This window comes from Corynebacterium sp. HMSC05E07 (assembly GCF_001807225.1).
In the GTDB taxonomy this organism is placed as follows: domain Bacteria; phylum Actinomycetota; class Actinomycetes; order Mycobacteriales; family Mycobacteriaceae; genus Corynebacterium; species Corynebacterium singulare.
Genome location: NZ_KV788255.1, coordinates 14,222 through 34,641, shown reverse-complemented (window position 1 = coordinate 34,641; position 20,420 = coordinate 14,222). Strand labels below are relative to the sequence as shown.

Here is a 20,420-nt window from a genome sequence, read left to right as displayed (position 1 = left end):
ATCAACGCACTCTAAAACCGGAAGGGCCGCGTTAGCGGATGAAACAGCACCTTCGATGAAGGCTTGCAGTCGTAGTAGAAGATTCTATAGAGACTGCTTCCGGACTCCCGTATGTGCCTATGGCAATACCCTAAAAGTTTGTTTGCTCGATCTCGCGGATTTTTCTCGCCGAAGAGAACTCGCGCACGGTGTCTGTAAAACCCTCCGTCTACCAATATGGCCGTGACAATTGGTCGCCGAGGGAAATCATTAGCCGATTTCCCTGAAGAGTGCTTTCCCATTTTAACCTTCTGAAGAACTAGTTGGGGCCCAGTCATCGGCGCTCTCCTTATCGGTGGAGGGTCAACGGCTAGGCCCAGTAAGTCGATAATATCACAGGTTCCCTCGTCAAAGTCAATATTCGTTCCGTCCTGTGGTTCGACGAGATGCTCAAAGAATGCTCTACGACATGGGAGCGAGGCTGTCGGGGAGCGAGAACGGTCAGTCCATATTAAAATTCCGGGGGATATAACTGCTCCATTAATGGACGGTAAAACAGCCAGACTTCAGCGCATCGAGAAGACCGGCGTGCTCGTAACTTATCGATCGACCTGGCTCGAAGCTGACATCACATCACAAGTCAATCCTGACCAAGCCTGACCTCGCTCGAGCCATAAGGCATTAGTGTTGAGAAATGAACGATAGGTGGTGCCGAGAATGGTGACGCCGCAGCCTGTAGTGGAGAGCATGGCGCCATAAGAGGTCAATCTCGCCGTGCTGATCGGAGCCTTTAGAGGGATAAACTACGTACAAGTAGGCCGGATGAGGGATAGATGAAGGTCACGAGTGTTCCCAAACGAACGCTACCGCACGCAAAGAATCCTTTCACCCTTTGCAGGTCAGGGCTAATTAACAAAAGTGTGTCTGATTCCAGTCGTTGATCCTGTCCAGGGTTAAGACCAATGCGCCGTACTTGGTGCACGCCAGTCCCTGGGCGCGGTGGGAACGAGTGCCGATAAAGCCCTGGTAAGATCATTTGATGTCGCCTTAAAGCGTAAATTCCTGCGTAACCGGAAAGTCTTTGAGAATCCCCATCACCTGCCGCCAAGAATTCTCCCGAAAGTGCTTGCGCTACAACTCGCGCAGACGACACTCCTACTGCAATCTTCTAGCCTCCCCGGATGACTTCGAAGCACTCACATTAGCTACGCTATCCCAAAACATAGCTAGCCGCCGACATGTCTACTTTCCGGGGTTCAGGCCCGCCATCGTGAGGGCTTCTTCGACCAACTCCGTGCGCATGTGGTCAGCGACCGCGAAACCGGTCAACTGCCGCCAATAGCAGTCGATGACGGTTGCCAGGTACATATTCGACCCGTCCGCGATCGGCAGGTACGTGATATCGCCGACGTAGATGGTGTTCGGCTTCTCCGCGGTGAACCGGCGTTTCAGCAGGTCGGGCAACTTCGGAGCCCGTTTCGCAGACACGGTGGTTATCACCCGGCGTTTTTGGTGTAGCCGAACAGGCCCATCTGGCGCATCAACCTGGCAATGCGCTTGTGATTGAAAAGGTCGTCGTTGGCTGGATCGGAGTTAATGGCCGCCGTCACGCGTTTCGCCCCGTAACAGCCGTTCTCGGCCGTGAACACGGCCTTGATCCTCGCTCCCAGCACCGCGTCGTCAAGGGCGCGTCGCCGGCGGGCAGGAGCAGCAGATTTCCATTTGTAATACGAGGACCGGTTGATCTTTAAAAACCTCACATAACCGCTTGACCTCGTAGAGGCCTCGGTTGTCATCAACGAACCGGAAGCGGTTTATCAGTTCGTCTCTTCCGCAAAATATTTGGCCGCCTTGCGGAGGATCTCTCGCTCCTCCCGGAGCTTGGCGTTTTCGCGTTCCAGCACGCGGATGCGTTCGGCGTCGGAGAGTCCTTCAGCAGGCGTGCGTGCGCTGTTGGCTGCGGCAATGGGGCTGGCGACTTTTTCACCGTTGGCGTTGGTTTTGGTGCCGGTGCCGAAGGCGTCGAGCCAGGTGCGCAGGGAGTTGCGGTTGACCCCGAGATCGGAGGCGATCGCGTTGAGCGTTGCTCCGGGGGTCGACTCGTACAACGAGACTGCGTCGCGCTTGAACTGCTCGGTGTAGGTCTTGCGTGGCATGGTGGAAAGGTACCTCACTTCCCCAGCGAGATGCTGGTTTCAGCGTGTCCACCACCAGGGGGTCAGGTCCGGTCAGACTTCCAGGCGCGGCGCACGAGGTCCGCGGAGCTTGCGCCTAGGGCTCCGGCCCAAGCGGTGGCCAGTCTCTTATGCTTCGAGCGGAAGAAGAGGCCGCTCCAGCCGGCGTTCAATGCGAGGTTCGCACCGAGAGCCGCGGCATGCTTGCGCGCTTGGAAAGGCCATCCGCCTTATCCCAAGGAACGGCACGGACTACTCCGTTTCCTTGCCCGCAGCGTCTTGGCGTAGGGCTTCCAATTGCTCTTGCGGAATCGAGGGTGCTGACACGCCAAACTTAGGCGCTAGGTTTTGCAATTCGTAATTGACCACAGCAACGAGCTCATCAAGCTTGTAGCCCAAGAGAAGCTGAGCCAATTCTTCCGGCGTTAACTCTTTATGTTCCGGCTTTGGCCAGTTACCACGCAGGGCCAGCGCCAACTTCGCGCGCTCCGGCACGTCAACATCAATGCGAACTTCAAGCACCAGAGTCTCACGAGTCTGACCTTGCGAAACCTGGAAAGATACTTGGCCTTTCGTTTGCACTACATCCTTCGACTGTTGTTCCCCGATGCGCTGCCCCTCAGCACGAAGCAACTGCCACGTCGCATAGCCAGCCCGTTGTTCTTTAGACAAGAGTCCCCTCCATTGTGTAGTCCATCTGCTGCAGTACTCCTGTTTCAGCGGACTCTACCGGGGCAGCGAATACAAAGTCCGTTCCCAGCTGACCACGGCCAGCCTCTGGGAATTGTTCGTGAGCCTCATTCGCGTTTGCCAAAGCGGTAATCCGCCGAGCAATTTCTTCTTTAAGCTCGGCATAGGGAGCACTTCCGTGCTGGATACGACCATCTACTACAACGTGCGCCACATACGCTTCAACGGCGTTTGCGTACGCTCGAATCATCTTCATTGTGTGGTTCTTCTTCCCAAGTCCCACCAATGATTCAAACTTGGTGACAACAGAGCGGTCGACACCCATGCGCGATGCCACCTCGCTTTGCGTCATGCCTCGCAGCTTTCGAAACTCCACGAGTTGCTCAATGAGGTCCATTTGCGACCCGATGAGGTCCCCGGGCAACGCATCCTTCGGCTTGATCGTTAACTTCGCCATTATCAATTCACCCCTGCTTTCCTATGTTCCATCCCATCATAAGCTATGTGCATTTTAATGCACATCCCTATTTCGGCGGCCATGGCCGAAAAGTGACCCGATTTTTCTGACACCATTGCTTACCTAGACGCATAGCCAGCAAAATGTCTCGATCCTGCGCCTCGTTAGTCTTACGAACCCCCTGACGCGTGTTATCAAAGATCCGCTTTTCTTTACACAAGCTCACAAGCATCTGGTGGGCCGGTTCACCCGGCCTCGAAGAAATATCGAGGAAGTACAGTCGAAAATGACGGTCCTCGCCATTTCCACCAGTTCCCCACCCTTTCAACTCGCCTAACCATGGCGGGTTCAGAATTTCATTGAGAACCCTCCTGCCCGATGGCTCCACCAATGCAACGTCATCCTCTCGGGCACCACGTTCGCCCCAACGCAGCAAAAGTTGTTGCATCTCGAGAAAAGCATCTTCATCGATACCCTCAAGATTCTGGAACTCATCCAACGCCCCCGGCAGAAACTCCCAACGCGTCAGCCCCTCGTCCGCATTGACTGCCGGCAGATACACGTGAGGCATCTCCGGAAACTCGAAATCATCCACTAGTTCCTCCCGAACTCCCCTACGCAGATATGCCCTTCAAATCTCACCTTCCGCCGTGACAAGCTCCAGCCGTGCCTGCACAGCGGTATCGTTATTCATGTTTTCTCCTGACCCCGGCACGCGTCGGCGAGTGCGATGTTGTCAATACTTTCGACAGTACGCGATTACACTAAATTATGACCTCCCGCGTCGAGCCTCTCTTTGATTTCCCCACTGTGAAAGGCCTTCATGCCGCACGTCGATGCCACCGCCCACGCCTGCCGATTCTCTGGCGGGTAGTTCTACCTGCAATCTTGGGTGCCATCGGACTGTTCTTTTCCTCCCAGGCGCCGGCTGGTTCGGTAGGCCTCTACATCGCCGTGACCGCCACCATGGGCATTCCCCCTACTGCTCGTGGCATCCGTACTCATCGGCGGCATCGCCGCACTCGAAGCCCGCCGCGCCGGCAACCTCATCTCCTCCACCTTGTCTGGAGCATAGGCATGGCGTACCCGCTGCCACTGTTTATCGACTAGGCAGGCGCGACAAGAAAGGGCACATGCTTGGCGACGCCGCGCAAATGTCCTCTCCTTAACAGTTACTGATTAGCTAGTTTTCACAAGCTACGCCGTCACCATCACGATCGAGATCGGAGCTGTAGCCAGGGTCTCCCGCATAGATCGGGGCTGCACCAGCAGCACGTACTGCAGCGCAATTTGCATAGTACGCAGCAGCTGGCGCCGGCGCCGGAGCCTGCTGTTCCTCAACAACTGGCACTTCCGGTGCCGGCTGTTCAACGTAGGCATCTACATCAGGATCTACATCGGCATCGACGTCTGCTGGCGGCGCCATGAATCCTGCTTGCTGGTGGGCGGTTTCTTCCGTTACCTGAGCCGGACTTACTTCCGGTTCCGTCGGCAATGGGATTTCTTCAGAAGGCTGGACAGAAGAAGTCGAGGAAGTAGCCGAGCTAGAGGAGGAAGTGGTGGTTTGCGATGTCGTCGCCGTTGTTGTTGGCTCCGACGTAGGCTGAAAATCTGAGTCGGCTCCGCCGCAGCCTACAAGTAGTGCGGCAGCGCCCAGAGTAGTTACCATCAAACCAAGAGAGCGAGACATCGGGAGAACCTCCGAAAGAGAAGAATTAAGACTGCTTCATATTACAAAGGTTCACCCTGTGTGCTGGCACTTTGTGATGAGATTCCCCAAAGAGGGGGCCACCGGGGCTCAAACCCGGGACCAGCGGATTAAAAGTCCGCGGCCCAAACCGACTGAGCTATAGCCTCTATTTACACTAGACGGTGCGCTTTTCGAATACATGCACGGTTTAAGACACCCCCAAGCGACCCTTAAACTGCCTGCCCGTTATAAAATCCCAGAATTGAATCCCCCGTCTTAAGGCATTGTTTAAGCCGAATTGAAGCTTGTCAATGGCCCAAGGGCGCCACGTTCGACCTCCGATCAGACTGGCAAAAGGAGAGATATCGAGCCACGTATCTCGCTAGAGATACAGCGATTGTCGCATTCCGAAATGAAGCGCAGTCAAAACACCACCCTTTCGCTGTATTGAATCGCTAAACTAATTTTAACAAATTGTCCACCCACGCCAACCAAGGATTAGGCGACATGCTGAACGCTTTAGATGTAGGGAAAATTCACTGCTTCGCTCCGGATGCGACGCTTAATCACCTCAGGCCGAACAGCTTCATCTTTGCTCCAAACGGATCCGGAAAAACGTCTATTACCCGGTTCTTAGCAAACCTCTCCAGCTCTCCCGATTCGGCCCACTGGAGCGGCGAACCAAAGACTCTTCGAATCTTTAATTCCGATTACCAAAGGGAGACATTTGCGACTTCTGAGCTCAACGGGGTGTTCCTACTTGGACGCAACAGCATTGAATTGGACCAGCAGATCAGCCAGGCCCGTAGCGACCTAAGAAAGGCCGAAGATCGCAAAACCCAACACACAAATACCCTAGCCACAAAAGAAAAGGAGCTCAAGGATCTCAAAGCGGCAACTCAAGCATCACTTAAAGATTTACGAAATACTCTGCCAAAATCGATCCGTGACAATTGGAGAGGAAGTAAACGGGTAGACCGCCTCTGGGCAAATTCACTAGACGCGTACACCGCGGAACAGACCGAACCGTCATGGACAGATTTGGCTGAAAAGGCGGAATTGCTGTTCGATTCCAACGCTTTACCCTTCACGATTCCTCCGAGGCCTGGGCCATGGTCGGATGACGCAAGCAACCTCGAGATGTTCACCGAACTCCTAGATCTACTTCGGAAACCTCTCATACCAGCTAAAGAAGTCCCGTTTATGCAGATAATTAAGGATTTCGATCTATCAGACTGGGTGGCAACAGGGTCGAACTACGTGAATCAAATGCATCTATCGGGAGAGGATCGGTGTCCTTTCTGTCAGCAAGCACTTCCGGAAGGTTTCGAACTGATCCTCGATCAGGTTTTCGACACCCACTACACCACTAGTAAACGGAAACTCACAGACCTCCAACGAGAAATCACTGCACTCTCACAGAGCATTTCGGAATATATCGATACGCACAGCGCCTCTTTCGCTTCCGTGGGAGAAAGTAGCGAATACCAATCCCGATGTGCTTCCTTGACCGGTGCGCTAGCTGACCTAATCTCGCTCGTTGACCAGAAAATTCTCGAACCCAGCCGTCCTTTAGAGGCAGTCGACCCCCGCCCGGTCATTACTTTATTCTTGGAATCCGTCGAAGAACGTATCGATCAAATGGAACGACAGAACACTCTCCTCTCGAGGCGCAGAACGGAACAAGATACTTGGCTCGACGAAGTATGGGCCGGCTTCGCGAACGGAACTGCGTTCGAGACGCTGAAGGCCTTTCACACAAAATCGGCACCGCTCGAAAAGGCAATTGGCAAACTCACCGAAAGCATCCGACAGGACAAAGCTACGGTTGGGACACGGGCAACGGAGTTGCGCAAGCTGGAAGCACGAACAGTTTCGAGCGAATCAACTATCGCCAAAATCAACAGCATGCTCGAGCGCTGCCAATTTCACAGCTTTCGGCTCGATAGATCGGATTCGAAACAAGATGGCTATACCGTCGTACGTGTCGATGGATCCAGAGCGGATCCACTAACTCTCAGCGAAGGAGAGCGCACTTTTATTACCTTCTTATACTTCTATCAGTCCCTTTCCGCTGTCGCGACCGACGATCAAACAGAAAGACTGGTGGCCGTTATCGACGATCCAATCTCCAGTTTGGATTATTCGATTATGTTCGTGGTTTCAAGCCTAATCCGGTCCCTGCTTGGGAAGATTCGATCAGGGACTCATCCCCGATTGGATCAAGCGATAGTGTTAACTCACAATCCGCGCTTCCATAACGAAGTCGCTTATCGTCTCGACCGCTGTGGCCCCCAAGCCGTCAGCCACCATAAGATTAAGAAGCTGGCACCACAGCCAAACCAGATCGAATATTTTGCCGATACGAATCCAGTCCGCACCTCGTACCAAGAATTGTGGGCGGAAGTTGCAAATCTAGAGGGCAAGGAACAAACTACCCCCGGGTGGCTCCCCAACATACTTCGTCGAATTCTTGAGAGTTATTTCACGACGCTCGGCGGTGAGGATAACTTGTATGATCTAGCTAATGGCTGGACGCACGACGAAAAGATAGTCCATCATTCTTTGACAGCGTGGTCGCATAGTGGCTCGCATGACGTCATTATGTCCGATGACTTCAACATCGCTTCCGAATCCTGCAAAGTTTGGCTCGACGCCTTTAAAGCAATATTCGAAAAGACGGGGCATCAAGAACACTACAAGATGATGATGAGTAGATCTGTACGGCCCGAAGCGGTCGAGAGGTAGCGTTGAGGAATGCTGGGGATTTTTCATGGCGTGCGATTTCCCCAACCCCTTACTCCACGGCAACCCCGGCAATAAACCCGCCGGCACACTCCCTCACAAGCCACCCGGTCCCCGCCGCCGGACGTGCGAACAACAGCAGCTCAACCGCCATCACGCCCGCGCTCCCCAGGGGCGTCAGCCCGAGCGTGTTCAGCAGCGCGCGGTCCCGGCGACGCCTTCGCCAGAAGAGGAAGACGGTGTTGGAAATGCCCACCAGCGCGATGACGAGGGCGATGAGGCTCATCACCCGGGTGATCGAGAGCAGGCGCTCGACCATGGCGCCGGTGACGGCGCGGCGGCTGAATGACTCGGTCGTCGTCACCGGCACGTCGGCTCCAGCGGCTGCGGCGCCCCCGTCGAGCACGGCCGGGTCCTGCACCGGTGCGCCCTCCATCCGCAGCATGACGGAGGGACGCGGCGCCGCGTCGACGGCGTCGGCGACGAGGGCGGGGCCGAGAACGGTGAACAAGTTCGAGGTTTTCACCGTGGGTAGCTCAGTGTCCAACGTGGAGCCCTCCGCCAGGCTGCCGAAACCCGACTGAACGCCCCGCCGCAGCACCGGCGAGCCGGGGTCAACAGCGAAGCTCTCCGGCACGCGCAGTGGCACCAGGCTAGTCGCGACGCCCCGGGGACGCGACCAGGACGTCAGCGAGGGCGGGGTCGATGTCGCCGGTGAGGGAGGTCACGGTGGCGTCGACAAGCCCCTGCTTGCTGGCTGGGCCGATGAAGTGGGAGCGCAGCTGCTCAAAACTCGTGAGTACTGCGGCGACGAGGGCAACGGCGACCGTCACGATCCCGATCACCGACGCCGACCTGTTCCACTGCCGCGACGCGTAACTCAGCGCCAGGCCGAGCCTCGGCAGGGGCACGCGTACCCGGAGCAGCAGCGGGATGATGACGGAGAGCGCGGCGCCGGCGGTGAGCGTCGCCAGGCCCGCCGAGGCGACCGCCCGGATCACTCCCCCCGCCGCGCAGCGCGAACGCGGCGCCGGCGAACACGATCGCCGCCGCCACGAACCCAGCCCTGCAGCGCCCGGCGTCCCGAGGCCTCCGCGTTTTCGACGGCAAGCGCGCCGGCCCCGATGGCGGCGAGCCACGTGGCGGGAAGCCCGGCGTTGTCGAGGGGGAAGCGGATCCTCATTTTCTCGGTCACCGCGGGCGCGGAGCCGGCCACCGCGACCCCGGGGGCAGTCCAAGGGCGACGCCGAGGGGGCCGAGCACGTTCGCCTCGACAACCGCCGCCGCCAGAATGCCTATCGACGCCCCACCAATCGCCCTCACCAGCTTCGTCTCCCGCACCCGCGAGCCCGTGATCACGGACATCGCCGCGTAGATCGTCAGCGTGGGCACGATCGCCACCACCACGGTAAATGCCGTGAGCAGGAGGAAGTACTTGTTGCGGGACGCGAAGTAGTCGTCGCTAAGCGTCTGCACATGCGCGGCGGCGCTCACGCTCCGGGGAACTCCGTGGTCGAGCGGACCTCCCCCGAGGGCGTGTCGGTGGGCTGCGCCTGACCCCGGAAAGTGGACACGTCGGGGGTTAGGCGCTTCTACCTCTACGACAAAGATAGAAACCAGGTAACCAGCCCTACAGGGTTTGAATACACCGCGACGGGAGGTGGTTGGGACGAGACTATGGGTGCGGTGACTTACCGCGCCAATGTTGCCGTAGCGAACATCCACTTCATTGGAAAATTTCGGATATATTCGCATCGTTCTCCGCTCCGGTAGTGCTCGTGTTCCCTCTTCCTACATCAACGTATTGGCGTACGCCCTCGCTCCCTTATCTGATCACTTGCAAAATCTGATAAGACGTAGGCTGTCCCGCGTTCCGACCCAAGATACTAACCCCCTGGCTGGGCTGGCGCGTCTGGGTGTGTGAGTAATGGCCTCGGGTGGGGCGTGGGTGGTGACCGATCGGCGATCCACTACGGTCAAAACCTCCGCTTCGCTCAGCGCTACGAGCGTTCCTATTCAATCTGCTACAGGCATCGCCAAGGGCGACGTTTCAGGGATCAGGTTATCGGATGGGTTGACACATTGGTCTGAGATCACATCCTCCGCATCTGGGGAGTTGGCATTAAGTAGGCCACTGCCGGGCGATATAGCGGTGGGCGCACCTGTGACGATGGTCCGGTGGGGCAAGGTGATTGCCGTATAATTACACCAATTCAAAAAGGACGCGCGAACACTCGCAGACACCGCTTACTACGGAACCGTGAGGCCAAGGAGGATGATACGGTTTGATGGTGGACATTAAGAATTTTCCTATCGCCAGCATCGTATTCGAGGGAGACTACCGCCTTGGGGCCCTTCAAGCTCTTTCGCTTGACCGGCTCTACGATCAACGCTCGGTCACGGAATATACCATCATTTTGAACGGCCAGGACGATGACAAGCTAGAGAGTTGCTTCCGGGCTGATGTCTTTCCAAAGCTTAGTGACAATCTGCGGGAGAAGATTAAGTTTCTTCGATGGAAAGATCTGCTTGGAGACGCGGAGCGCGACGGGTACTACGACCAGCAGGCGCTGAAGCTGGCGCTCGGCGGGTACTACGACAGTGACATGTATCTGATGCTGGATGCCAAGAATCATTTCACCCGTCCTACCAAGCCGGAAGACTTCATGGCTGACGGGAAGCCTGCCATGCCTATTGTCCGAGCGAACGACACTTGGCGTGGATATGTGAAAAATTCACTGGCGGCGGTAGGGAACATCACGGCAGACCCGGAAGTAATGATGCCGTCGATCACCCCGTTCATCATGCACACCAGAGAAGTGCGGGGGTTGAGGGATTTTCTCACAACCAAATATGACGCGGCTCTCCCCCAATCCTTGCGAAAAACTGGTGGGACGGAGTTCATTCTCTATTACGCATTCATCCAGAATCGCTTCAACGATCTCTACACCGACGCGCCTCAGCCGGTACGGACTTTGTTTACTAAATGGCCGCAAGATCCAGAGGTAGTCAAGAGATACATAGAAGAAGTCAGTGATCGGAATGTGCCGATCTTTGGCCTGCATCGAAAGCGTCTACCACAGCTGACTGATGGCCAGAAGGATATGATCGCCTCGATGTGGCACCGTCACCTGCTCTCCCCGTGGGAGAATGCTGAGTGGTTTCTCCAGTACGACTAGGCCATTCTTTCACCAATAATTCGGTTAATCGTCGTCATACTTTCTCTCAAAACTTGGGAATGCCCCGACTCCACCGGGTACGACGTGAGCCTATCGGCGGTTGCACTTTCGTTTCCCTGGTTGGACGCGTGGTCTCCCACCGCATAAAACCAATGGGTCTCCTTTTTCGCTGCCTCCGCGAGCAGACACTCCATCATGTCCGGGTAGGACACACCGTAATAATCGAGGGCGACCCCAATGTGGGAATAGCGGCTTTTTCTGATGGGGATATCAAGATTAGTAGATAGCGAGCAGACAATGAGCTGGTTGGCGGTGAAATACTCGCTCATCATCACTGCCGTTGCAGCTCCTTTACTTGCCCCAAGAATGGTTAGGGAGGAATCGTCGAGCGAAAATCTCTCGAGCTCGTTACGAATTGTTCTCTCGACACTTGGTTTTGGATCGTGCCCATGATTGTCAGAGAGCAGGTAGGACCCGAGATGGAAGTGCGGATCCTGAAATGAGAGGAAAGCACAATCATTGATGCCAACGGATTCCGCATTGAGGACGGTGTACGGAGCTGGCCATCCACCTTGTCCTTTAAAATGCGGGAAGGTTACCACTAGATGGCGGGGGTCTCCCCGAGCTCCTCGTCGAAATGGGATACCGGTCTCAGAATCGAGGGCGGTGTTCAAATGCGTCTGCTCCGGGCTCATGTAGTCGCTTTCACCGAAGCTTAATTCTTCGACAGTGCACGGAAACGGCACCTCAATTTTGGGTCGCCTTGAGACAGGCAAGTTCATGTAAACATGCTCGCTTTGGCCCGGTCGGGCAATTAACTCATAGATGCGGCGACCGTCATTAAGTCGAACTGTGTGCCAATTTTTTAATTCGTCTGACACCAGGCGAAAAGAATACAGCATAAGAAACTTCTATAACTCGGGGCACTTCAATGACCGAAAAAACAGGCAGCCCTTCCACCTATCCGGAAAACACCTACCAACTACGTCGAAACGGTACTAGTCCACGCAGGAAACAGTCAAACGTCGAGTAGAATTTTTGCGGTTCCTCGTCGTTTAAGAATTTAACGCTTTTCCGTCCGGTACTTCTCAAGAAGCGCTTCTAGGTCCTCAAGCAATTTCGGACCATATTTCGGGTGGCGCAATCCAAACTCCACGCTGGCCGGAATGAATCCTGCCGGGTTGCCAAGGTCGTGGCGAATGCCGTCGTGGACAACGACGTGGACGGGATGGCCTTCGGAGATGAGCAGATCGAGGGCGTCGGTAAGCTGCAGCTCGCCGCCTTTGCCTGGTTTGATGCGACGGAGGGCGTCGAAAATCGCGCGGTCTAACAGGTAGCGGCCCGTAGCCACTAGGTTCGACGGTGCATCCTCGACCGCAGGCTTTTCCACCATGCCCACGACCTTCTTCACACGGGCATCACCAGTATCCTCAATATCAAACACACCGTAACTGGAGACATGGACGGGGTCGACTTCGACCGCCAATAACACCGAACCGCCCTGCTCCTGGCGCACCTGAATCATTTCACTCATGGCTACAGTCGGCTCAATGACATCATCGGGAAGCATGACAGCAAAGTAGTCTTCATCGTCATCTAATACAGATTCAGCCAATCCCACTGCGTGCCCCAATCCGAGTGGTTTTTCCTGGGTTACGGCAACTGGGTGAATGATCTCCGCGGCACGCTCAACCTTCGCCGCCTGCTCATCCTTGCCCCGCGCACGCAGAATCTCCACAAGGTCCGGGAACTCATCAAAGTGGCGCAGGACTTCGTCCTTGCTTGGCGACGTCACAATGGCCAGCCTCGATGCCCCCGCCGCCGCGGCTTCCTCCGCGATCATTTCAATGCCTGGAGTATCCACAACTGGGAGCAATTCCTTAGGGACAGTCTTCGTAGCGGGCAAGAAACGAGTACCCATACCAGCGGCTGGGACAACGACGGTGCGGACGGAAGTAGAATGAGCCATAGGCCAATCTTAAAGCACCGGGAGCCCCGCAGAGGGCCTCAGCCTACTAAGGAATGGATGTAGCGGCGCACGCACTCGTCGATGTCCACAGGTTCTTCTGCCCCACACGTCACCACAAACTAGACTTCGATTTGTCTCGTCCTCATGCTCAAAGGAGTCTCACATGCGTCGACCACCGCGCACCGGAAAAGCACTCGTTGCCCTAGCCCTCACCGCCTCTCTGGTTACCGGACAGGCAACCACCCCAGCACCTGCTGAGGCACAACAATTCCCAGCCTTCCAGATGCCTGCCCTTCCCCAATTCAATGAGGAACAGGTCCAGCAGGCCATTGCTGCGCTCGTGGCGCTTGCAGCAAGTGTCGGTGGTTTGGCTCTCATCGCCGGACTACTGCCCGGAATCGGTTCTTCCGACGGCTCCTCATCGGCCCCAGCACCGAGCACCACCCCTGCGGCAACTCCGAGCACTCCCACTTCCACGCCTGAGTCCACTCAACCTTCAACCTCCCCGGCACCTACTGAGGAACCCAGTTCCTCACCGGAACCGACCACAAGCACAGCTCCCGCCCCAGTTACTTCCGTGGAGCCCTCCCCTGGTTTTGCGCAGCACGTAGCCGGCATCAAAGACCGGCTCGCAACCAGTGATGATAAGGATCAACTGTGGGCGTGGACCGCTCCCCGCGGCCCGCAGCTGACACTGCCCACCCACGAAGGCAGCGGCCAAGCTACCCACCCTTCAGTCCTCTACTTTGAGAATGGTTGGAACGGTTGGAAGTACTGGATGGCAATGACCCCGTACCCAGCCAGCGATGAAGGCGCTGAGGATCCCAATGTGCTCGTCTCCAACGACGGCTGGACATGGCAGGCTCCCGAGGGGCTAGATAACCCTATCGATGACCAGTTGGGCAAACCTAACCCGCACAATTCCGACACCCAACTCGTCATGGCTCCCAGCGGCGAAATGTACTTGACCTGGCGCATGGTCGATCGCCCGAACGGAAAGACCAACCGAATCTACCTAGTGAAATCCAGAGATGGTGTGCACTGGTCTAAGAAAGAAGAGATCTGGACCGGTGAGCCTCAGTTCATGTCCCAAGCCCTCATCTGGACGGGAGAAAAGTGGCGCCTCTACGGTGTAGCCAACGACGGTAGTGTGCCTAACCGCGTGGTCTTTTACGAAAGCTCGGATCTCAAAACCTGGTCTGAACCAACCACTGTGTCATTTGACCCTGGCCTCACGTCTGGGCAGCGCCTGTGGCACATCGACGTCCAACTCTACGACGGTGAATACATCGGCCTCGTCCACATCATCCCCGGCACGGTCAAGCAAGGTAACCTCTACCTTCTGCGTTCTCAGGACGGTGTCACTTGGAAGCGCTCGGACACCCCCATCATCTCCCACGAGGAGTCCGGCTACCCCAACCTCTATAAATCCGCCCTAGTCCCCCACGGCAGCGGGGACGACCTCACCTTCGAGCTGTACTACTCCGGCTTTAGCGAGGGCCGCGCTGACTGGCGTATCAACCGCACGGTGGCGGAGCGCATCAGCGCGGAGTAAGCCCACCGTCCGCGTACCCTCGTTCAACGGGCGCGGACAAAGCCCGAACCCGTTTGGACTTGACGTCGTAATCAAAGAGGAAGGTCTGGCTCCCACGAACGATGCGCAGTACGCGTTTGCCGGGCCCGTTCTCTTTGAAGGTGTACTCCACCTTGTCTTCCGGCTTGGCGACCACTACCGCGGTGAGCAACCCAAAGTCTCGGCTCGCACGTCCAAAACCCACAGTCCACGTGTCCGTGGGTTGCTCGTTACGGAAGACAAGTCCACGCTGTCCCTCACGGTCGCCTCGGGCGAGGTTCGTATCCGTAGGCTCGAAGTAGCGCGAGCCGTCGATACCGTAGCGGATGAACACCAATTGGGTTCCATCGACAACAGAGCGAAAACGAACTGTCTCGTACTGCGAGCGCGCGTATTCGAACTCTGGGGCCACATTCCAACGTTGCTCCGCGTACTCCACAGTGCGCGTCGGTTCAAGGCTGTCTGAGACCACCAAGGGCCCACAGTCTACGAAGCACGCACTGCGATTCCAGTGAAGGCCTCCCCAAGCGGTGTCCTCAAGATCGAACGCCGACCACGTTTCCTCGATCTGGTAATCCACCAGTCGTGACTCTGCTCCAGCGTCGTGTTCCTTTCCACGAACAGTAAGCACATTATGAGCTAGACGGCTCTGGGCATAGGAACGGAATGGGCCCCTCACATAACCGGGGTGGCCAGCATCAACAATAATGTTCCTTCCGCGATCCCAGTAAGTCAGTGACAGGTGGTCAAAATGCCCATGAATTTGCCGCGGCGGCCCGAAGCGCAGGGTGTAATAGCTCTCCAATTCCTTAGGCCTACGCTGACCAAACCCCGAACGTCCAAAAATGTAACCCGCCTCATATACCTTGACTCGCGGTATCTCAGCCCCAGCAGCACCATTCGATAGCGCGAATTCCAGTGCCCCTCCACGAACAAACTCTGGACGGCGAGGCATAGAATCACCGACTTCCACAAATGTTCCGGCCGGGGTAAGGGAATGGGCAATAAATTCCTCCAGAGGCTTTTGCTTCGCACGCAACGTCTCCGCACCCGGTGCCCCAAGCATTTCTAAAGCGTCAACAGCTGTCTTACGTAAACGTTCAATGTAGTTCGAGTACTCCGGTGCTTGTTCGTTGACAGCACCTTCACCATCAATCATGACCTCAAGGCACGCTACAGCGCGCTCAGAACCGGTAGAAAGCATCGACTCATCGCCCAGCCTATCTCCCACCACGAGCAGCGCAAGAGCCTGAGAGAGCCCATGATTCCAGTAGCCGTCGAAATGCTCCATGAGCCACTGCCCGTGATAAGCAATAGCTTCGTACAGCCATTCGTCTTCAGGGAAGACTTCACTGAGGGCGCTCAGAGATGCCGCTCTAATCGCGACCGCGTGTCCTCCCCACACATGCTCATCATCCTTCCATTCGGGAGTGGCGTGGTTCATCTCCCACCAGTTTGACGCCACTGTCCAAGCAAACTCTGCACCTAACTCGATCTCGTCTGACCATTCAGCCGCTGGTCTTTCCGCTGCCCGATCCACAATGAAGTCGATCCAATTCAGCGAGTGCAAGTAGAACCGCACAGTCGGGTGCAGTTTCAGTTCCTCGATTTGAGGCCAAAACGGATCGTCCAAGTTGAAGCGGACCTCGGGATAACTATGAATGCGGATCCCACCTCCCAGAACACGGGAGATTGTGTTCAGGCGACCTAAACCACCAGAAATGACGATGGGGCGTCCGCGGTCCGGGCCAGAGTAAAGAGACATAACAATTCCTTTCGCACCGGCAGGAGACCCGGTAACGACCTCCTGCACGCCTCTGCGCGTAGTGAGGATTACCCTACCAACCTAGGCGACCTCAGTTTTTCTCATGTAGCCCTTTAGCTACGTACTTCCCTTTAGTCCAAGAAATCAGGACATACTGCTCTACCCATTCACGTCCCGCTACAATAAGGAGTGGCCTAGGCAGTTAAGTAAGGAAATATCGTTGAAGAAAAGTTTTAAATTACCCTTCGAGGCTAGAGCTTGTTCCCTTTTGGCCTACAGCGATGAATCGCTCGAACACGGATTTTTCGCATATAAGGTTCAGTTTCCGTCTCTACCAGACCCCGAGAACTTCGCTCTCGAAAGTAGGTTGACGTGGAGTTCAGGGTTGGGTTCTCTGTACCGATACTCAGAACCCGTAGAGGCACACAAACATTCCTCGCAAGCTTTTTTCGAATTGCCAGATGGGTGCCGAGAAGTGGTCATCGAGCCCGTTAAATGGAAAAAGTCCAGTTCTCCCGCCCCCTCATTCGATTTCAATCTCATTGCCTACGGGCAGTGGTCAAGTGCAAATGTAGTTACCGTTTTCGGGGAGGAAATTCATGACTGATGTATCTGTTGTCATCGGTTTCCGAGACTGGGGCCTGAGAAGGCTTGAGCTCGCTCTAACGTCGGTCAAGGAGTCATTTGGCCGATACGATGGAGAGGTAATTCTTTCAGACTTCGGTTCTCTTAATCGGACTGAAAATGAAAGGCTCGCCGAACGAGTTGGCGCTAAATACGTATATTCGGAAGGCGAAGAGAATTGGTCGAGATCCCGCGCACTCAATGCGGGTTTCTCCATCGCCCAAGGCGACATTCTTGTTTCAACCGACGCTGACATGGTCTTTACCCCGACCTCCTTCGAGCGAATCGTCGAGATTGCTAACCAAGAACCAAAGGCGGCATTCTTCCTCCAATGCCGGGATCTACCTGAAGGTATGGATGACTTGTGGGTATCCGAAAACCCGCAAGCTTGGTCCGCCATGGAAAGAGCATCCCGCTTACGGCCACGCTGGGGTATGGGCGGCATGATGGCGATCCGCCGAGAAGGCTTTGATCTGATTCGAGGATTCGATGAACGTCTTCACACCTATGGTGGAGAAGATCTCGATTTTGCCCAGCGAGCTCGCCGCGCCGGATATCGAACTTTCTGGATCGATGATGCGGACGTTCGGATGTATCACATGTGGCATCCGCCGACCATCAACACCGTCTCACAAACCGAACTGGGCCAAGCAGCAGTCCAATTCAATCGGAACGTCGTTTACAACGATAAGACCTTTATCCGAAACACTCGCCACTGGAAATACCGGAATGGCGATAAAAAGCCCATCGTGACGGTGGCTATCTCCACATTTAACCGAAGCCAGTTCCTCCGTGAGACGATTCTCTCTGTTTTGAACCAAACCGTCCAAGACTTCGAAATAGTCATTGTCGATGACGGTGGCACGGACGACACCCGACAAGTCGTTGAGTCTTTCAACGACCCTCGGATTCGTTACTTCTGGCAAGAGAACCAGGGCATCTCAGCTGCCCGAAATCACGCTTCGCAAGTAAGTCGAGGCTTTTATACAGCGGTTATCGATGACGATGACCTAATGCATCCTAGGAGACTAGAGTGGCAGCTGGAGGGTGTTGAAGCTGGCTCAGTTGGTAATGTCGGTTGCTTTATTAATTTTGAAGATTCCGACGGAAGCATGCAGCTATTTGTAGGCAAGAACCCTACCGCCGAACGGGCTATCCCTAAGGGAGCTGCGCCTGGCCATGGCACGTGGATGGTACAGACTGATGTCCTGAGGAAAGTGAAATACGATACTACGCTTTCAAGCGGCGTCGATAACAACATTTTTCTCCGGATGCTGAGGTCCGGCTATAAAATCACGCACACGGGAAAGCCCGTTACTCTGCGCCGCATGCACCCTGGCCAAGTGACGAATACTGACACCGGCAATCAGACTCGGGCAGCATCTGAAACTCTGAATTTCCTACGCTGGAAGTACGACGGTACAGAGCGAAAGAAGGCTGAAGAGCTCTCCAAGAAAACACCGGAATGGCCGAAGATCGATGATAAACAGCTCATGATGGATCAGGCCCGCCCCTATCTTCCGGACCATCTGACAACGCGAACGGTGGTCACGAGCTCCACTTTGCCTAGCTTAGTCTGGGACGGCCAAGCAGCCTCGTCCACCATCACAGTTCTTGATGATTCCCTGTCCTCTAACGAGGGAAGCGAACTCGCTGTATCCCTCATAAATGATGCTAGTTACAGCGACATGGCGTCGTTGCGCCAGGCAGGTATCGATTTCGAGGTAAGCGAAACCAGCCCCACCGCTACTGGCGCAACTTTTGAGGCTTTGATTGGTTGCATCCTTACTGCTCTGCAAGACCAACCAACTCAAATCGATTACGTCTTGTTCGTTCCCAATTCCGAGGGCCACTACGACTCGTTCGCTGGTACCAAGGAGCAAGTTGCGGAAAAAATGTCATCTCTAGATAGTCCTGCAGGATCCTTCGTTGTGGGCGACGACTTTTTTGAGGTAGATCATGAAATTTAAACGCATCCGCGAACCCGGAAATCGTACCGGCTACGAGGCTGAGCTCTCCGAGTATGACTCGGTTCCTCCTAGCCTAAAGTTGTTGGTTGATGAACTTCCCGAAGGCATCGACCCCAACCGTGAAGCGGTAGCACTCTACCTGGTCTTTCGGAATTGGTGTGGCGGCGAGTTCACTGTCCCACGGTGGATGTCTCCTCACACGGGTGAGGTCATCGCCGCCGATGCGAGCCCCGTGAGACTGAGTCCAGCTCCGTTCGAGTTTTATCCTAAAGGTCTACCTATTGGGACTCGAAAAGTTGAATGCCATGACTCGATGAGCGGTTTAAAGGAGGACACGATTGCGGTCCTTCCTGCGCATTCGTGGTCAGGTGCCGTACGCGGGTATAACTCAGTCGCAGTCTCCTCAAACGCATTCGTGTTCCAACAAGATGATCAAGATATCGCCCCGCTTATCGGAATTGCGGTGCTGTTCGCAGATAATCTGAACGCTGACACGATTCGGGTACATGGAGACATCGGAGCTGACCGAGAGCGCGAAATAGCATCGTTGCTCTCTAGCGTTCGCTTGGGATTCGAAGTCGAACAATAAACCCGACTCGCTCCCCTCTTGTGCAAAGCTCAGAGGGGAGCGGCTCTATTACTCAGCGCTGCGGAAAAACTCGACAGTAGCGCTAATTCCATCCCTTAACGATGTCTGCGGACTCCACGCAATCATCTGCGTTGCTTTTGAGGAATCAAGTGATGAACGAGGGACATCACCTAATCTCGCGGGAGCAAAGAGAGGTTCGTCCGGTGCTCCCGCAGCCTTCGCTACCAGTGTGTGGAGTTCGCGGTCACTAGTTTCAATTCCGGTGCCAATATTAAACCGCTCACCGTTTGCTTCATTCTTCGATGAAAGATAGAAGGCTCGTGCAACGTCCTTGACATAGACGTAATCACGGGTATTTGAGCCTGAGCCAAACACTTTAGTTGGTTCACCGTTGAGAAGACGCTGGCTGAAAATTGCCACGACGCCCGCTTCACCGTGGGGATTCTGGCGCGGTCCGTACACATTTGCAGGGGCTACAAAGCTACAACCAATGCCGTAGAGACGGCTAAACATTTCCAAATAGAGTTCACCGGCAGCTTTTCCAGCGGCATACGGTGATTCCGGAGCCACAGAAGTTTGCTCGTCAACGGGGAACGATTCGGGTTGTCCGTAGATAGACCCGCCAGAGGAGGTATGGACAATTTTACGAACGCCATGGCGCCTTGCCGCGTCAGCAAGCTTCACCGTAGCCAGAACGTTCGTCTCACAGTCGTTTACGGGATCCTCGACAGACTTACGCACATCAATCTGCGCTGCCAGGTGGTAGACAACCTCCGTAGGGTGCTGCGTAAACAGCTCAGCATAGTCAATGGTACGGATGTCGCCTTCAATTACGTTGACATCACCGTTCTGTCGAGCAGATTCAAGGTTGACCAGACGGCCGGAGGACAAGTTGTCTAAAACTGTGACCGTATGGCCTTCTTCAACGAGTAGATCGACGAGATGGGAACCAATAAACCCGGCGCCGCCGGTCACGATACAATGCATAGGTGTGATGATAACACTGTCGCTCGTCG

17 protein-coding genes, 1 tRNA gene and 2 pseudogenes are annotated in these 20,420 nt (G+C 55.3%); 6 read left to right on the top strand and 14 right to left on the bottom strand.

All coding sequences use genetic code 11. The features are described from left to right. Positions 1-1,242 precede the first annotated feature (1,242 nt). The 5 genes and pseudogenes from HMPREF3149_RS13955 to HMPREF3149_RS10195 all read right to left on the bottom strand — a co-directional run. Positions 1,243-2,135 (bottom strand): annotated as a pseudogene (locus HMPREF3149_RS13955) (IS3 family transposase); the annotation flags it as partial. Positions 2,136-2,197: 62 nt separating this feature from the next. Continuing rightward, positions 2,198-2,347 (bottom strand): annotated as a pseudogene (locus HMPREF3149_RS13140) (tryptophan-rich sensory protein); the annotation flags it as partial. A 58-nt stretch (positions 2,348-2,405) separates the two neighbouring features. Then, positions 2,406-2,825 (bottom strand): hypothetical protein, encoded by a 420-nt coding sequence (locus HMPREF3149_RS10205; protein WP_141741510.1) that lies wholly within the window; start codon positions 2,823-2,825, stop codon positions 2,406-2,408. Then, positions 2,818-3,300: a helix-turn-helix domain-containing protein gene (locus HMPREF3149_RS10200; RefSeq protein ID WP_070537925.1), complete on the bottom strand. Its 483-nt coding sequence runs from the start codon at positions 3,298-3,300 to the stop codon at positions 2,818-2,820. Before HMPREF3149_RS10200 ends, HMPREF3149_RS10205 begins: the two co-directional genes overlap by 8 nt. A 67-nt stretch (positions 3,301-3,367) precedes the next feature. Next, positions 3,368-3,895, bottom strand: coding sequence for a hypothetical protein (locus HMPREF3149_RS10195; RefSeq protein ID WP_070537923.1), 528 nt, complete (start codon positions 3,893-3,895; stop codon positions 3,368-3,370). A gap of 176 nt (positions 3,896-4,071) precedes the next feature. On the opposite strand from HMPREF3149_RS10195, the gene HMPREF3149_RS13440 reads away from it, so the two are divergent. Then, on the top strand, positions 4,072-4,410 hold the full coding sequence (locus HMPREF3149_RS13440; protein WP_141741509.1) for a hypothetical protein: 339 nt from the start codon (positions 4,072-4,074) through the stop codon (positions 4,408-4,410). Between the two features lie 73 nt (positions 4,411-4,483). On the opposite strand, the gene HMPREF3149_RS13435 is transcribed toward HMPREF3149_RS13440, so the two are convergent. Both HMPREF3149_RS13435 and HMPREF3149_RS10185 read right to left on the bottom strand, forming a co-directional pair. After that, positions 4,484-4,990 carry an excalibur calcium-binding domain-containing protein gene (locus HMPREF3149_RS13435; protein ID WP_141741508.1) on the bottom strand — a complete coding sequence of 169 codons (507 nt, stop codon included), beginning with the start codon at positions 4,988-4,990 and terminating at the stop codon, positions 4,484-4,486. Positions 4,991-5,083: 93 nt separating this feature from the next. Continuing rightward, positions 5,084-5,157 (bottom strand) — tRNA-Lys (locus tag HMPREF3149_RS10185). A gap of 340 nt (positions 5,158-5,497) precedes the next feature. On the opposite strand from HMPREF3149_RS10185, the gene HMPREF3149_RS10180 reads away from it, so the two are divergent. Beyond that, positions 5,498-7,738: an AAA family ATPase gene (locus HMPREF3149_RS10180; protein WP_070537919.1), complete on the top strand. Its 2,241-nt coding sequence runs from the start codon at positions 5,498-5,500 to the stop codon at positions 7,736-7,738. A 49-nt stretch (positions 7,739-7,787) separates the two neighbouring features. Here HMPREF3149_RS10180 and HMPREF3149_RS10175 read toward each other — a convergent pair whose 3' ends face one another. The 3 genes from HMPREF3149_RS10175 to HMPREF3149_RS10160 form a co-directional block, all read right to left on the bottom strand. Next, entirely contained in the window at positions 7,788-8,384 is a 597-nt protein-coding gene (locus tag HMPREF3149_RS10175; protein WP_141741507.1) for a hypothetical protein, read from the bottom strand. A 4-nt stretch (positions 8,385-8,388) separates the two neighbouring features. Further along, entirely contained in the window at positions 8,389-8,646 is a 258-nt protein-coding gene (locus HMPREF3149_RS13430; protein ID WP_210385443.1) for a hypothetical protein, read from the bottom strand. 280 nt (positions 8,647-8,926) lie between these two features. Further along, positions 8,927-9,229: an ABC transporter permease family protein gene (locus HMPREF3149_RS10160; RefSeq protein ID WP_070537911.1), complete on the bottom strand. Its 303-nt coding sequence runs from the start codon at positions 9,227-9,229 to the stop codon at positions 8,927-8,929. 794 nt (positions 9,230-10,023) lie between these two features. On the opposite strand from HMPREF3149_RS10160, the gene HMPREF3149_RS10155 reads away from it, so the two are divergent. After that, on the top strand, positions 10,024-10,914 hold the full coding sequence (locus HMPREF3149_RS10155; RefSeq protein ID WP_070537909.1) for a DUF6492 family protein: 891 nt from the start codon (positions 10,024-10,026) through the stop codon (positions 10,912-10,914). Here the strand turns inward: HMPREF3149_RS10155 and HMPREF3149_RS13425 are convergent. Together HMPREF3149_RS13425 and HMPREF3149_RS10145 are read right to left on the bottom strand one after the other, a co-directional pair. Beyond that, the gene (locus HMPREF3149_RS13425; protein ID WP_141741505.1) at positions 10,911-11,816 is read right to left on the bottom strand and encodes a hypothetical protein; all 906 of its coding nucleotides are present in this window, start codon (positions 11,814-11,816) and stop codon (positions 10,911-10,913) included. The two genes, HMPREF3149_RS10155 and HMPREF3149_RS13425, sit on opposite strands and share 4 nt — an antisense overlap. A 161-nt stretch (positions 11,817-11,977) precedes the next feature. Next, positions 11,978-12,883: a UTP--glucose-1-phosphate uridylyltransferase gene (locus HMPREF3149_RS10145; RefSeq protein ID WP_070537905.1), complete on the bottom strand. Its 906-nt coding sequence runs from the start codon at positions 12,881-12,883 to the stop codon at positions 11,978-11,980. Positions 12,884-13,046: 163 nt separating this feature from the next. Here HMPREF3149_RS10145 and HMPREF3149_RS10140 point away from each other — a divergent pair, with 163 nt between their 5' ends. Continuing rightward, positions 13,047-14,438, top strand: coding sequence for a sialidase family protein (locus HMPREF3149_RS10140; RefSeq protein ID WP_070537904.1), 1,392 nt, complete (start codon positions 13,047-13,049; stop codon positions 14,436-14,438). On the opposite strand, the gene HMPREF3149_RS10135 is transcribed toward HMPREF3149_RS10140, so the two are convergent. Further along, the gene (locus HMPREF3149_RS10135) at positions 14,425-16,221 is read right to left on the bottom strand and encodes a heparinase II/III domain-containing protein (RefSeq protein ID WP_070537903.1); all 1,797 of its coding nucleotides are present in this window, start codon (positions 16,219-16,221) and stop codon (positions 14,425-14,427) included. The two genes, HMPREF3149_RS10140 and HMPREF3149_RS10135, sit on opposite strands and share 14 nt — an antisense overlap. A gap of 599 nt (positions 16,222-16,820) precedes the next feature. Here HMPREF3149_RS10135 and HMPREF3149_RS10130 point away from each other — a divergent pair. Together HMPREF3149_RS10130 and HMPREF3149_RS10125 are read left to right on the top strand one after the other, a co-directional pair. Beyond that, positions 16,821-18,815, top strand: coding sequence for a glycosyltransferase family 2 protein (locus HMPREF3149_RS10130; RefSeq protein ID WP_070537902.1), 1,995 nt, complete (start codon positions 16,821-16,823; stop codon positions 18,813-18,815). Further along, positions 18,805-19,404, top strand: coding sequence for a hypothetical protein (locus HMPREF3149_RS10125; RefSeq protein ID WP_070537901.1), 600 nt, complete (start codon positions 18,805-18,807; stop codon positions 19,402-19,404). Before HMPREF3149_RS10130 ends, HMPREF3149_RS10125 begins: the two co-directional genes overlap by 11 nt. Positions 19,405-19,452: 48 nt before the next feature. Here HMPREF3149_RS10125 and HMPREF3149_RS10120 read toward each other — a convergent pair whose 3' ends face one another. Continuing rightward, positions 19,453-20,391 carry an NAD-dependent epimerase/dehydratase family protein gene (locus tag HMPREF3149_RS10120; protein WP_070537900.1) on the bottom strand — a complete coding sequence of 313 codons (939 nt, stop codon included), beginning with the start codon at positions 20,389-20,391 and terminating at the stop codon, positions 19,453-19,455. Between the last annotated feature and the right edge of the window lie 29 nt (positions 20,392-20,420).